The following is a 14,844-nucleotide window of genomic DNA, read 5'->3' as shown; positions in this document are numbered from 1 at the left end:
CTTTAAATAAAACTATGGCAATTATTAAATGTCCAGAATGTGGCCGCCAGATTAGTGACAAGGCTCCAACCTGTCCTAGTTGTGGCGTTGAGATAGCTGGAAAAATCACTAAATGCCCTCATTGCGGTGAGGTTTATTTCAGCAGTCAGGAGATGTGCCCAAACTGCCATGAGATAGCAGTAGGGGTAACTCGTCCTCTTGCGGAAGCAACATCACCGGTGTCGTCTGCAGCATCGTCAGCAACACCGCAGGCTCCTGCGGCTCCAACAACTCCAACAACTCCAACAGCTCCTTCTGTCCCTCCAACCCCTCCTGTCCCACCAGTACCTCCTGTACGTCGTCCTGGTGTTACTGCGAGCGGAAATGATGGCGGAGAGGGCAATACTCCTCAGGAACCACAGAAGAAAAAGAACACCCGCTCTATCTTCATCATCTCATTCATCTTTGCTGTCTTGGCGTGTGGCATTATGTATTACTTCTACGACAGTGCCAATCGCAACAAGGAGATGGAAGCTTATGAGTATGCGATGCAAAGCAGCGATCCGATGGTACTGCAGAGTTATCTCGATACCTACAAGGATGCGGATGAAGCACATCGCGATTCCATCATGGCTCATCTAGACCTGTTGAAGCAGAACGACCAGGATTGGACCAATGCGGTAGTGAGCGGATCGAAAGAAGCTTTGGAAGCATATCTCCAGAAGTATCCTAACAGTTTGCACAAACAGGAAGCTTTGCTTAAAATAGATTCCCTCGACTGGAATGTAGCTAAGGCTGCAGATACAGCTGATGCCTACCAGGCATACCTGAATGCTCATACAGATGGTGCTCATATCGAAGAGGCAGAAAATGCCCTGAAGAAGGTGAAGAGCCGTGACCTCCAGCCAGAAGAAAAGCAGATGGTGAGCGGATTGTTCCGTCAGTTCTTCCAGAGCATCAATTCCCGTAATGCGGATGGATTGACAGCTACCTGCGAGGATATTCTCTCTTCCCTGCTTGGTAAGAACTCGGCTACCAAGGCTGATGTCGTTACCTTTATGGACAAGCTCTATAAAGATAATGTAGCCAATATGAACTGGCACATCAACAACGACTACCAGATAAAGAAGCGCGAGGTTGGCGATGAGGAATATGAGTATCAGGTACAGTTCTCTGCCCGTCAGGACGTAGATTTGACAGATGGCACCAAGAAGGAACAACTCTTTAAGATTTCTGCAGTTGTTTCACCTGATGGCAAAGTTTCTGCCTTCAATATGAACAAGGTTTCTGAGCCACAGCAATAGAATTGTTCTGATTAAAAGATTCGTAGTTCAAAAACAATATAAAAGAATCATAAGATTCAAAAACAATATAAAAAGAAAGCTCCGATGGATTTGTTGAGTCCATCGGAGCTTTCTTTTTTCCTTTTACTTTGCTTCCTTCATCTGTCGGAGCAATTCCTTCTGTTTTTCATTCAGACCAGTAGGCAACTTCACGTTATAGGTAATCATCAGATCACCGAAGGTTCCATCACCTCTGTCATAACCCTTGCCGCGAACACGTACCTTGGTACCGTTCTGGGTTTCTGGTTTGATCTTCAGTTTAATCTTCGAACCATTGCTCAATGTGATGATACCCTCACCACCGAGCAGTGCGGTGTACATGTCGATATTCACATTCATGTTCATCTCGCCCGTATTCGTTCTGGCGCTATGACCACCGCAGCCGCCGTTGCATCCGCCTGTACCATATTCAGCACCGGCACCGAAACCAGCACCTGCTCCGCCGAATCCGCCAAAGCCACCGAAACCGGCACCTTGTGAACTGCGGGCACAACCTCCGCCGAAGAGATTTTCGAAGAAGCTGGAGAAACCGCCTCCTCCACCACCGAAGCCACTGAAGTCGAAGCCTTCGAATGGGTTTCCACCTGCGGTACCTCCGCCGGCAGCTCCATCATAGCCTCCACCACCGAAGCCTCCTACATTCTTCCACTGTTCGCCGTACTGGTCGTACTTAGCACGCTTTTCCGGATCGGAAATCACCTCATACGCCTCGTTCAGCGCCTGGAACTTAGCCTTTGCCTTTGGGTCGTTAGGATGCAAATCCGGATGAAACTGTTTAGCACGCTTGCGATATGCAGCGCGCACATCCTTCTGCGGGATGTTCTTATCTACACCGAGAATCTTGTAATAATCTACAAATGCCATAGTATAATACCTCCTATTTTTATGATTTTTATAAGAATCCAACAAAAAGTATGCCGTAATTGCCAACTTTTTTGTAATTTTGCAGTTGAAACAAAAAAATCGAGAAAAAGTATGAAACAGTTATTCGCAGCGCTCTTGTTGGCGCTCACTTTTAATTCGCAGGCAATGGCTCAGCCGCGCACCGTCAAACTCAGAGTGATTCAGACGAGTGATGTCCATGGTTCTTTCTTCCCATACGATTTCATCAATCGCAAACCGAAGGCAGGAACCCTGGCACGCGTATCCTCTTATGTAAACGATCTGCGCAAGACCTATAAGGACAATGTCATCCTCCTGGAAAATGGCGATATCCTTCAGGGACAACCTACCTGCTACTTCTATAATTACGTCAACACCCAGGCTCGTAATGTAGCAGCTGATGTCGTCAACTATATGAAGTATGATGCCCAGGCTTTCGGTAATCACGATGTAGAGACCGGTCATGCGGTTTACGATAAGTGGATCAGGGAGTTAAACTGTCCGGTGCTGGGTGCCAATATCATTGATACCAAGACCGGTAAGCCTTATGTGAAGCCTTATATCATCCTGAACCGTGAGGGCGTGAAGATAGCCGTTCTCGGTATGCTGACTCCAGCTATTCCTAACTGGCTGACAGAGAATCTCTGGAGCGGAATGAAGTTTGAGAATATGGTGACCAGTGCCCGTAAATGGATGAAGATTATCCAGGAGAAGGAGAAACCGGATGTTGTCATCGGTGTCTTCCACAGCGGTAAGGATGGCGGTATTGTCACTCCCGAATATGAGGAGGATGCCTCCCTGCGAGTAGCAAAGGAGGTGCCAGGCTTCGACATGGTACTCTTCGGACATGACCATACCCGCTGCAATGAGACGATCCTGAATGTGGAAGGTAAGCCTGTGGTGTGTCTCGATCCTGCCAATAATGCCCTGAATGTGGCAGACGCCGAGGTGACCATTACCCTGGACAAGAAGAAGGTGAATGGCAAGAAACAGTATGTTGTGACAGACAAAAAGATAGTTGGCAGTCTGCCAGATGTGACAAAATGTCCTATTGATGAGGATTTCATGAAGGCATTCGAGCCACAGATTGCAGAAATCAACAAGTTTGTCAGCAAGCAGATCGGAACTTTCAAGAATACCATTCACAGCCGCGAGTCTTTCTTCGGCAGCTGCGCCTTCAATGATTTTATCCTCAACCTGCAGCTTCAGATCACGAATGCTGATATTGCCTTCAATGCGCCCCTCCAGTTTAATTCTACCATCAAGGCGGGACCTATTTACGTTGGTGACATGTTCAATCTCTATAAATATGAGAATCAGCTCTACGTGATGCGCCTTACCGGTGAGGAAATCCGCAAGCATCTGGAGATGAGCTATGACCTCTGGGTGAATACGATGAAGAGTCCTGATGACCATCTGCTCCTGCTCGACACCCAGACTAAGGGCGATCAGCAGCGTCTGGGCTTCAAGAACCTCTCCTTCAATTTTGACAGTGCTGCCGGCATCGATTATGAGGTAGATGTTACCAAACCAAACGGCGAGAAGGTGAAGATTCTGCGTATGAGCAATGGCCAGCCTTTCGATGAAAAGAAATGGTATAAGGTGGCAGTGAACAGTTATCGTGGCAATGGTGGCGGCGAGCTCCTTACCCGTGGTGCCGGTATTCCAAAGGATAGTCTGGATAGCAGAATCATCTATCGCAGTGAGCGCGACCAGCGTTACTACCTGATGGAGGCCATCGAAAAGATGGGAACCGTAGAAGCCAAGCCAAACAACAATTGGAAGTTCGTGCCGGAAGCATGGACCAAGCCTGCAGCCCAGCGTGACTATGAGTTGCTTTTCGGAAAAAAGCAATAGCCCACTAGTCCCCAAAAGCCGCCGGGAACTACCCGTCAAAGCATATCATAAAGTTCAAAGTTCAATATTCAAAGTTCAAAGTAAAGAATGAAGTATTGGTTTATATTTTGCAAGACAGATATCTTGCTAGAGAAGAGAGAAGACGGAACCTATACGATTCCATGTAGTGAGGAAAGTCCGATAGCAACCAAGCCTTGGACCCATATCCTCAATATCACACCGATGAATGACGGTACGGAAGTGAAGACTTTCACCATTCCAGAGCCCGTAACCGACAATCCGAAATATGAGATGTGCGGTTTACGTCCTAGCTTTTACAAGCTCTCCCCAGAGTTGTATCAGAAGGCGGGAAAATGTCAGGAACTGAACTATTGGGATATGAACACCCAGTTTTGCGGTGTATGCGGTTCACCGATGAAGATGTCAACAGATATCAGCAAGAAGTGTACCGAGTGTGGCAAGTCTGTCTGGCCTTCTCTCGCTACAGCCATCATCGTTCTTATCAAGAAGGGCGATCAGGTGCTGCTGGTTCATGCCCGCAACTTCAAGGGTAACTTCGATTCCTTGGTAGCCGGTTTTGTGGAAACAGGTGAAAGTCTGGAGGAAGCCGTTCATCGTGAGGTAATGGAAGAAACCGGTCTGACCATCAAGAACCTCAAGTATTTCGGTTCCCAGCCATGGCCGTTCCCAAGTGGCTTGATGGTAGGATATACAGCCGAATATGTAGATGGTGAGATTCATCTTCAGAAGGAAGAGCTTTCCCGCGGCAAATGGTTCAGCAAGGACAATCTCCCTGTTTTGCCGGAGAAATTGTCGATTGCCCGCAAACTCATTGATGCCTGGTTGGAGAATAGAATATAAACTTCCCTAACTTCACTTAACTTCCCCACATGCGAAAGTTCAGTATAGGGTAGAATCTTGAAATTAAGAAATACAGAAGAGATGAAAGAAAAACTTTGGAATGCGAATTACATCAAGGTGATGACCACCAACTTTCTGCTCTACTTTGCCTTCTATCTCCTCACCCCACTCCTCCCACTCTATCTGAGTGAAACTTTCGGGGCTACGAAGGATGTGATAGGCATTGTTCTGAGCGGATATACGGTGGCGGCACTCATCATCCGTCCCTTTAGCGGATATGTAGTGGATGGATTTTCCCGTAAGAAAGTGCTGATGGTCTGTCTGACGGCTTTTGCCATCTTCTTTGCAGGATACATAGCAGCCAGTACTATCCTGATGTTTGCCATCTGCCGAACCCTGCATGGTGGACCTTTCGGAGCGGTAACTGTTGCCAACAGTACCTGTGCCATCGATGTCTTGCCATCGAGCAGACGCAATGAGGGTATCGGTCTTTATGGATTGAGCAACAACTTCGCCATGGCGATAGCCCCTTCCATAGGTATCTATCTGCACAATCTGGTGGGTAGCTATATGGTACTTTTCTGGATAGCCTTTGTGGTGGCCATTGCTTCTGTAGTGATAGCTGGAACGGTGAAACTTCCAGAGAAGGAAATCATCAGAAACAAAGAGAAGCTCTCGCTCGACCGCTTCTTCCTGACCCGCGCCTGGCTGTTGGCCATCAACATCTGCATGTTTGGTTTCTGCTGGGGTGTATTGAGCAACTATCTCGCCATTTACAGTAAGGAGGAATTAGGCATTACCGGAGGAACGGGAACCTATTTTGCAATCCTCTCTATGGGATTGTTCATGAGCAGATTGCAAGGCAGAAAGGCTTTGAGTCAGGGTAAGCTGACCCAGAATGCTGCCGAAGGAATGCTGATATCGCTCGTTGGTTTTACGATATTCGTAGCCATCAAGCATCCGGTAGCCTACTATCTTTCAGCTGCATTGATAGGATTGGGAAATGGTCACCTGTATCCAGCCTTCCTGAATATGTTTATCAATGTAGCCCGCCACGACCAGCGTGGTACTGCCAACAGCAGTATTCTGACCGGTTGGGACCTGGGATTCGGAATCGGTTGTCTTCTGGGTGGTGTTGTAGCCGAGCATTTCGGTTATAGTGGTGCCTTCTGGATGGTAGTGGTCGAAAATGCCGCCGCAGTGGTATTGTTCTTTGCTGCCTCCCGGGCATTCTTTGAAAAAAGAAGACGAAACGATTAGTAAAGGAATAAAAAAGTATAAGTTTTTTCCAGGTAAAAGTTTAGCTTCCATCAAGGGCTAAACTTTTACCTTTAAGGCTAGAAATATTTACCCTTAAGGGAAATTATATTTTTCCTTAAGGATAAATCTTTTTTTCCTTAAGGGTAGTTTACTGCTGGTTTTAAACTGGTATAGAAGTCAATTAAAGAAAAAGAGCATTCGTAAGGATTGTGGAAACAAACCCTTTCGAATGCTCTTTGCAATTTTCTTACATGCTTTCTCTCTTAGAATGGGAGATCGTCTGCGCTGCCACCTGCTGCAGGAGCTGCTGGCTGAGCTGGAGGGAATGGAGCTGTTGCACCCTGAGCAGGAGCTGGAGCTGCCTGAGGAGCTGCACTTACTGGAGGGAATGGAGAACCAACTGGCTGCATGCCACCCTGCATGGCAGCAACAGCATTAGGATCTACACGCTGAACATTCCAAGCGCGGACACTGTTGAACCAACGACCATTATATTCGTGTGCATCCAAATCAAAAGAAACCAAAAGTTCCTCACCACTCTGGATGTTGAACTGAGCAAGACGGTCTGCTCCGAAAACATCGAAGCAAAGCTTCTTTGGATACTGCTCGTGAGTTTCGATAACGAACGACTGAGCCTTCCACTCACCTCTTGCAGAAACGCCGCTTCTTTCAGGTAAAACGGCAATTACCTTTCCTTGTAATTCCATATTATTATTTTAAAAATTGTTTCAATCCTTCGCCTGCCGAGCCCCATTTTCATCGAGAATCAAAAGATGTATAGAGAGGCTCAAAAACGAGTGAATCTATCTGTTATTTTTCTTTCTGACTGCGAAATTACTAAAAATAGTTTTAAAACAAAAACATTTCTTCGATTATTTTTGTCTATCCCCAATATTTTTTGTATTTTTGTGCTCATAATTGCGCAAATGCTCCAATTTACCCATCAAGTAAGGAGCATCAGCAATGAAAATGAGATAAGTAATATAGAAAATTAATAATATAAAATAACGACTCATGAGATTTACAGTTTCAAGTTCAGCATTGAACAGCAAGCTCAATATGCTTGCTAAGGTGATTGGCAGCAAGAATTCTCTGCCTATCCTTGACAATTTCCTGTTTCAAGTTGCCAACGGCGAGATGACCATCACCGCAAGCGACAGTGACAACATCATCAAGAGTACCATCGCTCTCACTGACTGCGATGGCGAAGGCGAGTTCTGCGTTGCTAACCGCGTCATCCTGGATGCATTGAAGGAGTTGCCTGAGCAGCCTCTCAGCTTCGATGTAGATACAGATAGTTATGCCATTAAGATTGTATATCAGAATGGTCTCTATAATTTCACAGGCTTGAATGCTGAAGACTATCCTCCAACACAGGACATGGGTGATGCCTGCACTACCCTCGTCTTGCCAGCACAGGTGCTGATCGACAATATCAACCGTTCTCTCTTTGCAACAGCCAGCGATGAGCTGCGCCCTGTAATGAATGGTATCTATTTCGACCTTACTCCCGAATCGCTTGCCATCGTTGCAAGTGATGGCCATAAGTTGGTAAGAAGCAAGAACTTCACTGTCAAGAGTGAGACTCCTTCTTCATTCAACCTGCCTAAGAAGCCAGCATCATTGCTGAAGAACATTCTGAGCAAGGATGATGAGGCAACCATCAAGTTTGATGCACGCAGAGCTGAGATTCAGTTTAGCGATGGCGTATTGAAATGCCGCCTCATTGATGGTCGCTATCCTAATTACAACTCAGTGATTCCTGCCAACAACCCATGTGAGATAACCGTAGATCGCAAGGGCTTGCAGAGTGCATTGCGCCGTGTTTTGCCATTTGCCAGCGAGAGCAGCCAGCTGATCCGTTTCCATATCGAGAGCGGCCGTTTCGAGGTTTCTTCAGAAGACATCGATTTCTCTACTTCTGCCAAGGAAGTTTTGGCTTGCGAATATAGCGGTTCCAGCATCAGCATCGGTTTCAAGGGTAGCAGCTTGATGGAAATCCTGGGTAATCTGAACAGCGATCAGGTTGTCTTCCACTTGGCTGATCCTAGCCGTGCCGGTATTATTGTACCAGCTGAGCAGCCAGAAGACGAGGACATCCTCATGCTCATCATGCCAATGCTCCTTAACGAATAAGGAGCTTGGTTCATCTAAACACCCCTTCCCTATCAGTAATATATAGTAATAAATACTAGAAGTAATGAAATTAAATCTTACTAAGCCTCTGATCGTGTTCGACCTAGAGACTACCGGTCTTGACATGGTAAAAGACAGAATCATCCAGATCTCCTATATCAAGGTGTATCCAGATGGAACAGAGGTTCGTAAAAACCAGTTTGTCAATCCCGAGAAGCCAATTCCTGAAGAGGTGGTTGCTCTTACAGGTATCAGCAATGATGATGTGAAGGATGCACCAACCTTCAAGCAGTTGGCGGCTACCTTCAACCAGGAGTTCTCCGGTTGTGATTTCGCTGGCTATAACTCCAATCATTTCGATGTACCTATGCTTGCAGAGGAATTCCTGCGTGCAGGCATCGATTTCGATTTCTCCAAGAGTCGCCTCATTGATGCCCAGAATATCTTTATGAAGATGGAGCGTCGTAACCTGGCTGCTGCCTACAAGTTCTATTGCGGCAGAAAGATGGAGGAAGACTTCGAGGCACACCGCGCCGACCAGGATACCGAGGCTACCTATTGCGTACTGAAAGGCGAGCTGGACCGTTATGCCCCTGGTGTTCAGGAGGAAGCCGACCGTGTGCTTAACAATGACATGGACGAGCTTGCGGAGTTCTCCAAGCGCAACGACAATGTAGATTTTGCTGGCCGCATCGTTTGGCAGGAGTTGAAGGATGCTGACGGCAATGTGATACTCGACGAAAAGGGCAATCCTCGCAAGCACGAGGTATTCAACTTCGGCAAGTACAAAGGATGGGATGTGGCAGAGATCCTGACCAAGGATCCTGGTTACTTCACCTGGGTATTGGGAAGCGATTTCACCAACAATACCAAGCAGGTACTCACCCGTATCCGTCTGCGCGAGTTCAACAAGAGAATGGGAAAATAATATGTTAAAAGGAAAGAAAATCGTATTGGGCATTACGGGTTCCATTGCAGCCTACAAGTCATGCCTTATCATCCGTGGTCTCATCAAGAAGGGAGCTGAGGTACAGGTGGTCATTACGCCTGCCGGTAAGGAGTTCATTACCCCTATCACCCTCTCTGCGCTGACCCACAAGCCTGTGGTAAGCGAGTTCTTCTCACAGCGTGATGGTACCTGGAATTCGCACGTGGATCTCGGTCTCTGGGCGGATGCGATGGTCATTGCACCATGTACGGCATCTACCATGGGCAAGATGGCGCATGGTATTGCAGACAATATGCTCATCACCACCTATCTCTCCATGAAGGCACCAGTCTTCATTGCTCCTGCTATGGACCTTGATATGTACAAGCATCCTTCTACCCAGGCCAACATGAAGACCCTTCTCGGCTATGGTAACCATATCATCGAACCGGAAGTGGGATTCCTTGCTTCAGGATTAGAGGGAAAGGGACGCATGGAGGAACCGGATGTCATCGTGAATTACCTGGATAGATACTTCAACATGATGGAGAGTGCCGATGAGGTTGCTGATGTAGAATCAGAGAACCAGAAGACTGCAGGGAAAGATCTTTGCGGTAAGAAGGTGATGATTACTGCGGGACCAACCTATGAGAAGATAGACCCAGTGCGTTTCATCGGCAATTATTCTTCAGGAAAGATGGGATTCGCACTTGCCGAAGAATGTCTTCGCCGTGGTGCGGATGTTACTTTGGTGGCAGGTCCTGTTTCATTAGACTGTAGTCCTGCTATCCACCGCATCAATGTGGAGAGCTGTGAGGAGATGTATCAGGCAGCCACAGCAGCCTTTGCTTCTTCTGATGCAGCCATTCTCTGTGCAGCCGTAGCAGACTTCCGTCCTGCCAATGTAGCTGATAAGAAAATCAAGCGCGAAAAGGATGACCTGGAGTTGACACTGGTGCCTACCCATGACATCGCAGCAGCTTTGGGACAGATGAAACAAAAGAATCAGCGAATCGTAGCTTTCGCCCTGGAAACCAACGATGAAGAGAGTAATGCCCAGAAGAAGAGAGTGAAGAAAAACGCCGACTTCATCGTGCTCAACTCTACACGTAATCCGGGCACTACTTTCCGCACTGACGACAATCAGATTACCATCATCTCTGAAAAGGGAAAGAAAGAATATGAAAAGAAACCGAAGACTGAGGTGGCTCGCGACATCATTGACGAGCTGGCTCTCCTGTTTTAGTCCGGTATCTTTAGCTGGTGGCCTCCTGTGCTGCAGTCCTTCTACGATTTCAGCACAGGAGCTGCAAGCTAAGATTACCATCAACCATGCCCAGATCTCGGGTACGGAAAAAGGCGTATTCGACAATCTGCAACAGACCTTGCAGCAATTCGTCAACAATCGCCAATGGACTCATCTTCAGTTTCAGAAGAACGAACGCATCATCTGCAACTTCAATATCACCGTCACCAAGTATGACAGAGACAAGAATCTCTTTACCTGCAAGGCGCTGATACAGGCCAATCGCCCCGTCTTCAATTCGGCATACACCTCCACCTTATATAATAATGTGGACGATAACTTCACGTTTCGTTTTGCAGAATACGACCAGTTGGAGTTCAATGAGCAGCAGATAGACAATCAGCTTACAGCTCTCTTTGCCTATTATGCATATCTTATCATCGGTATCGATCTGGATAGTTTTGCACCCAAAGGTGGTGAAGACATCCTGCAGCGCTGCATGAATCTGACAAACAATGCCCAGAATCTGGATTATCCCGGATGGAAGGCTTTCTCTGATGACCGCAACCGATATGCTATCATCTCAGACTATCTGGATGGAGCGTTGGAACCCTTCAGACAGTTGCAGTATGACTACTATCGGAAAGGACTCGACGAGATGGCGAATAATGCGGAAAGAGGTCGTATCGAGATAACCGCCGCCCTGGAAACAGGACTGAAGAAGGCGAAGGAAAACCGCCCACTCAGTTTGTTGCCACAGATATGGACCGACTTCAAGAAGGATGAACTTGCCAACATCTATCGCGGCAAGGGAACCCAAAAGGAAAAGGAGAGCATCTATGAACTCCTCTTCTCCATCAATCCTTCACAGAATAAATATTGGGATCAGGTCAAGGAATAATCTTTCAGGAATCATCTGTCTGGATAGATTTTTCAGGTTGGAATCTTCATGAGATCATCTTCCAGAACGGAAGCTTCTGAAAATCAGAATCAGCTTTCCCTTTATATCTTTATCAAAAAGTAGAATAAATATGCTCAAGCAATTATATATCAAGAACTTCACGCTCATCGACGAGCTGAACATCTCTCTCTATCCTGGCTTCTCCGTCATCACGGGTGAGACAGGAGCAGGAAAGAGTATCATCCTCGGTGCCATCGGACTGCTTCTGGGTAACCGTGCCGACAGCAAGGCGATCAAGGCAGGAAGAGACCGTTGCGTGATAGAGGCTCACTTCGATCTCTCCAGATATGGTATGCAGAAATTCTTCGATGATAACGACATCGACTATGATGCCGATGATACAATCATCCGAAGAGAGTTGACTGCAGCCGGTAAGAGCCGTGCCTTCATCAATGACACCCCGGTGCCTCTCACCCGTATGAGAGAATTGGGAGAGCAACTCGTGGATATCCATTCGCAGCATCAGAATCTTCTTCTGCAGAAAGAAGACTTCCAGTTGAATGTGGTGGATATCATCGCTCAGGATGCCGACCAGCTCAAGGTTTACCAAAAGGAGTATTATGCCTATCGCAAAGCCAAGGAACTTCTGGAAGAGCTGAAAGCCGAGATTGCCAAGAACCGTGAGAACGAGGAGTTTATGCGCTTCCAGCATAAAGAGCTGGAGGATGCAAATCTACAGGAAGGCGAATTGGAACAGCTGGAACAGGAAGCAGAAACCCTGAGCCATTCGGAGGACATCAAGACCGCTCTCTACGAGGCAGACAGTGCGCTTTCAGGAGAAAACGACAGCATACTTGACAAACTGAAGAACGCCACTCATCAACTGGAAAATATCTGTGATGTCTATCCAAGTATGGCTGATGTGGCTGGCAGAATGCAGAGCAGCTATATCGAACTGAAGGACATCGCACAGGAAATCAGCAGTAGTGTAGATCACGTGGAATTCGATCCTAACCGATTGGATGCCATCAATACCCGTCTGGACAAGCTCTACACCCTGCAGCAGAAGTTCCATGTGGAAACGGTGACTGAACTCATTGCTACCCGTGACCGCATAGCAGAACAGCTTTCGCATATCGATAATGGCGATGAAGACATCGAAGAGAAGGAAAAAGAAGTTGCTGCTCTCCTTGTCAAGGCTGAAAAGCAAGCTGCCCTACTCACTTCCATCCGTCAGAAATCAGCAAAGGAGATCGAAAAAGAGATGAAGGGCAGACTCATCCCGCTGGGCATTCCGAATGTGAGATTCGAGATTGCTTTCGCAGATAAACCACTGTCTGGAAATGGTGCCGATAAGGTCAGCTTCCTCTTCAGTGCCAATAAGAGTACCCAGCTACAGCCTGTCAGTCAGGTTGCTTCGGGCGGTGAGATTGCCCGTGTGATGCTCTCGCTGAAGGCAATGATCAGTGGAGCCGTTAAGTTGCCAACCATCATCTTTGATGAGATTGATACCGGCGTAAGCGGCAAGATAGCAGAAAAGATGGCAGATATCATGGAAGAGATGGGACTCCAGAACCGACAGGTACTCTCCATCACTCATCTACCACAGATAGCAGCCAAGGGTAGCCATCATTACAAGGTATTAAAGGAGGAAACCGAGAACGGAACCATCTCGCACATGAAAGAACTCAACAACCAGGAGCGCATTGAGGAAATTGCCCAGATGCTCAGTGGCAGTGACATCACACAGGCAGCTCTTGCCAATGCCAAAGAATTATTGAGAATATGAAAAGAATAAATATGATACTGATGGGACTGATGCTGGGTGCATCATCCCTCTTCGCTCAGCCAGGCTCTGTACAGAAAGCCGCCAAGAGCGTATTTACACTCACCACCTTCAACAAGGATGGTAACATCATTTCTTCTACACAAGGTGTGTTTATTGATAACAAGGGAACGGCTATCGGTACCTTCAAACCGTTTATCGGTGCTGTGAAGGCTACCATCGTGGATGCCAGCGGAAAGTCGATGGACGTGGATGCTATCCTCGGTGCCGATGAACTTTACGATGTGGCTAAGTTCAGAGTATTGGGTAATACCACGGCAGCCAACATTGCAACGGCAGAATCACCTGCGGGCAGCAAGGTTTGGCTCGTTCCTTATTCTATCAAGAAGTCACCTTTCCAGCAGGAGGATATCGCAAGCGTTGAGAAGTTTAAGGAAACTTACAATTACTACATCTTCTCCAACACCGTACCGGACAATGCAGTGGGTTGCCCATTCGTCAACAAAAGCGGACAGGTGATTGGTATCATGCATAGCAATGGTCAGGTAACTGCCATTGATGCCAACTATGCCAAGGAGTTGAAGGTGACGGGTCTTTCTACACTGGATGCAGCCCTTCGCGAAACAGGCATCCGTACCGCTCTTCCTGATACCGAACAGGAGGCGATTACGATGATGACGCTCAACAAGTCTCAGGTGTCCCGCGACATCTATGACAAGTATGCAGATGAGTTTATGACCAAGTTCCCTGCTTCAGCATTCGGCTATAAGGAAAAAGCAACTCTTCTTGTAGATAAGAACGAGTTTGCCGAGGCTGCTAAATGTATGGAAAATGGAATCAAGAAATCTTCTGCCAAGGATGAAGCCCACTCCAATTATTCTGATGTCATCTATCAGAAACTGATCTATAAGGGTGATTCTGCCTATACAGCCTGGACTTACGACAAGGCGATAGAAGAGGCACAGAAGGCATACGCCATCAATGCCAATCCTGTATATCAGCATCAGGAGGCACGCATCATCTTTACCAAGGGTAATTATCAGAAGGCATACGATATGTTCATCGCCCTGACCAAGACTTCGGTCAAGAATCCGGAAATCTTCCTGGAGGCAGCTCAGGCTAAGATTCAGCTCAAGGCTCCTGCTACGGAGATTAAGGTTTTGCTGGATAGTGCAGTCAATGAGGCTAAGAACTCGGGCACCATGGCAGGTCCTTACTATCTGGCTCGTGGTGATTTCCAGGCGGAACAAGGAGAGTATCGCAGTGCGATAGCCGACTACAATATGTATGATTCGATTGTCCGTCCTGTTAATCCTGCATTCTTCTATGCAAGATACAAGGCTGAGACCAAGTTGCGCATGTGGCAGCCAGCGCTGATTGATATTGCCCGTACCTGCTACCTCGCTCCAAACGAGCCTACTTATTTTGCAGAATGGGCTAGTCTTGACTTGCGTGTGAAGCGATATGCAGAAGGCATCAGTGCAGCCAAGCATTGCATAGAGATTGCTCCAGAATATGCCGATGGCTATCTCCTCCTCAGTTTGCTCCAGATGGAGAACAAGCAGAAGGAAGAGGCTCGCAAGAACCTGGAAAAAGCAAAGGAACTGGGAGATACCCGTGCTGAGGGTTATCTCAAGAAACTGAAATAATAAAATTAAAGGTACA

Annotated in this window: 12 protein-coding genes; 10 read left to right on the top strand and 2 right to left on the bottom strand. The window is 47.1% G+C overall.

All coding sequences use genetic code 11. From position 1 onward, the window contains the following. Positions 1-14 precede the first annotated feature (14 nt). Positions 15-1,283 carry a zinc ribbon domain-containing protein gene (locus DXD25_RS02835; RefSeq protein WP_117661704.1) on the top strand — a complete coding sequence of 423 codons (1,269 nt, stop codon included), beginning with the start codon at positions 15-17 and terminating at the stop codon, positions 1,281-1,283. Positions 1,284-1,406: 123 nt separating this feature from the next. Here the strand turns inward: DXD25_RS02835 and DXD25_RS02830 are convergent, their stop codons facing one another. Then, entirely contained in the window at positions 1,407-2,186 is a 780-nt protein-coding gene (locus DXD25_RS02830) for a DnaJ domain-containing protein (protein WP_117661703.1), read from the bottom strand. Positions 2,187-2,297: 111 nt separating this feature from the next. On the opposite strand from DXD25_RS02830, the gene DXD25_RS02825 reads away from it, so the two are divergent. The 3 genes from DXD25_RS02825 to DXD25_RS02815 all read left to right on the top strand — a co-directional run bounded on the left by DXD25_RS02825 (position 2,298) and on the right by DXD25_RS02815 (position 6,182). Next, entirely contained in the window at positions 2,298-4,061 is a 1,764-nt protein-coding gene (locus tag DXD25_RS02825) for a bifunctional UDP-sugar hydrolase/5'-nucleotidase (protein ID WP_117661702.1), read from the top strand. An 87-nt stretch (positions 4,062-4,148) separates the two neighbouring features. Further along, on the top strand, positions 4,149-4,922 hold the full coding sequence (nudC, locus tag DXD25_RS02820) for an NAD(+) diphosphatase (RefSeq protein WP_117661701.1): 774 nt from the start codon (positions 4,149-4,151) through the stop codon (positions 4,920-4,922). A gap of 81 nt (positions 4,923-5,003) precedes the next feature. Beyond that, positions 5,004-6,182 (top strand): MFS transporter, encoded by a 1,179-nt coding sequence (locus tag DXD25_RS02815; RefSeq protein WP_117661700.1) that lies wholly within the window; start codon positions 5,004-5,006, stop codon positions 6,180-6,182. A gap of 263 nt (positions 6,183-6,445) precedes the next feature. On the opposite strand, the gene DXD25_RS02810 is transcribed toward DXD25_RS02815, so the two are convergent. Continuing rightward, complete coding sequence (locus DXD25_RS02810; RefSeq protein ID WP_117661699.1) at positions 6,446-6,889, bottom strand: DUF3127 domain-containing protein; 444 nt, start codon at positions 6,887-6,889, stop codon at positions 6,446-6,448. Between the two features lie 307 nt (positions 6,890-7,196). Here DXD25_RS02810 and dnaN point away from each other — a divergent pair, with 307 nt between their 5' ends. The 6 genes from dnaN to DXD25_RS02775 all read left to right on the top strand — a co-directional run bounded on the left by dnaN (position 7,197) and on the right by DXD25_RS02775 (position 14,828). Further along, entirely contained in the window at positions 7,197-8,318 is a 1,122-nt protein-coding gene (gene dnaN / locus DXD25_RS02800) for a DNA polymerase III subunit beta (RefSeq protein WP_089542583.1), read from the top strand. Positions 8,319-8,382: 64 nt separating this feature from the next. Then, entirely contained in the window at positions 8,383-9,246 is an 864-nt protein-coding gene (locus tag DXD25_RS02795; RefSeq protein WP_117661697.1) for a 3'-5' exonuclease, read from the top strand. Position 9,247: 1 nt separating this feature from the next. Then, on the top strand, positions 9,248-10,492 hold the full coding sequence (gene coaBC / locus DXD25_RS02790) for a bifunctional phosphopantothenoylcysteine decarboxylase/phosphopantothenate--cysteine ligase CoaBC (RefSeq protein WP_117661696.1): 1,245 nt from the start codon (positions 9,248-9,250) through the stop codon (positions 10,490-10,492). Beyond that, positions 10,428-11,393 (top strand): DUF4835 family protein, encoded by a 966-nt coding sequence (locus tag DXD25_RS02785; RefSeq protein WP_117661695.1) that lies wholly within the window; start codon positions 10,428-10,430, stop codon positions 11,391-11,393. Before coaBC ends, DXD25_RS02785 begins: the two co-directional genes overlap by 65 nt. Positions 11,394-11,523: 130 nt before the next feature. Then, the gene (gene recN / locus DXD25_RS02780; RefSeq protein WP_117661694.1) at positions 11,524-13,182 is read left to right on the top strand and encodes a DNA repair protein RecN; all 1,659 of its coding nucleotides are present in this window, start codon (positions 11,524-11,526) and stop codon (positions 13,180-13,182) included. Beyond that, positions 13,179-14,828: a lipopolysaccharide assembly protein LapB gene (locus DXD25_RS02775; RefSeq protein WP_117661693.1), complete on the top strand. Its 1,650-nt coding sequence runs from the start codon at positions 13,179-13,181 to the stop codon at positions 14,826-14,828. The genes recN and DXD25_RS02775 overlap by 4 nt, the downstream gene beginning before the upstream one ends. Positions 14,829-14,844: the final 16 nt, after the last annotated feature.

It is taken from the genome of Prevotella sp. TF12-30 (assembly GCF_003436715.1).
In the GTDB taxonomy this organism is placed as follows: Bacteria; Bacteroidota; Bacteroidia; order Bacteroidales; family Bacteroidaceae; genus Prevotella; species Prevotella copri_A.
The sequence above is the reverse complement of the archived record's forward strand: the minus strand, read 5'-3'. Positions and strand labels throughout refer to the sequence as shown.

What these genes read in the sequence shown, in the direction of transcription:
- DXD25_RS02775 (WP_117661693.1), top strand. Translation starts at nt 13,179, where the DNA reads ATGAAAAGAATAAATATGATACTGATGGGACTGATGCTGGGTGCATCA.
- DXD25_RS02810 (WP_117661699.1), bottom strand. Translation starts at nt 6,889, where the DNA reads ATGGAATTACAAGGAAAGGTAATTGCCGTTTTACCTGAAAGAAGCGGC.
- nudC (WP_117661701.1), top strand. Translation starts at nt 4,149, where the DNA reads ATGAAGTATTGGTTTATATTTTGCAAGACAGATATCTTGCTAGAGAAG.
- DXD25_RS02825 (WP_117661702.1), top strand. Translation starts at nt 2,298, where the DNA reads ATGAAACAGTTATTCGCAGCGCTCTTGTTGGCGCTCACTTTTAATTCG.
- DXD25_RS02815 (WP_117661700.1), top strand. Translation starts at nt 5,004, where the DNA reads ATGAAAGAAAAACTTTGGAATGCGAATTACATCAAGGTGATGACCACC.
- coaBC (WP_117661696.1), top strand. Translation starts at nt 9,248, where the DNA reads ATGTTAAAAGGAAAGAAAATCGTATTGGGCATTACGGGTTCCATTGCA.
- DXD25_RS02830 (WP_117661703.1), bottom strand. Translation starts at nt 2,186, where the DNA reads ATGGCATTTGTAGATTATTACAAGATTCTCGGTGTAGATAAGAACATC.
- DXD25_RS02785 (WP_117661695.1), top strand. Translation starts at nt 10,428, where the DNA reads ATGAAAAGAAACCGAAGACTGAGGTGGCTCGCGACATCATTGACGAGC.
- dnaN (WP_089542583.1), top strand. Translation starts at nt 7,197, where the DNA reads ATGAGATTTACAGTTTCAAGTTCAGCATTGAACAGCAAGCTCAATATG.
- recN (WP_117661694.1), top strand. Translation starts at nt 11,524, where the DNA reads ATGCTCAAGCAATTATATATCAAGAACTTCACGCTCATCGACGAGCTG.
- DXD25_RS02795 (WP_117661697.1), top strand. Translation starts at nt 8,383, where the DNA reads ATGAAATTAAATCTTACTAAGCCTCTGATCGTGTTCGACCTAGAGACT.
- DXD25_RS02835 (WP_117661704.1), top strand. Translation starts at nt 15, where the DNA reads ATGGCAATTATTAAATGTCCAGAATGTGGCCGCCAGATTAGTGACAAG.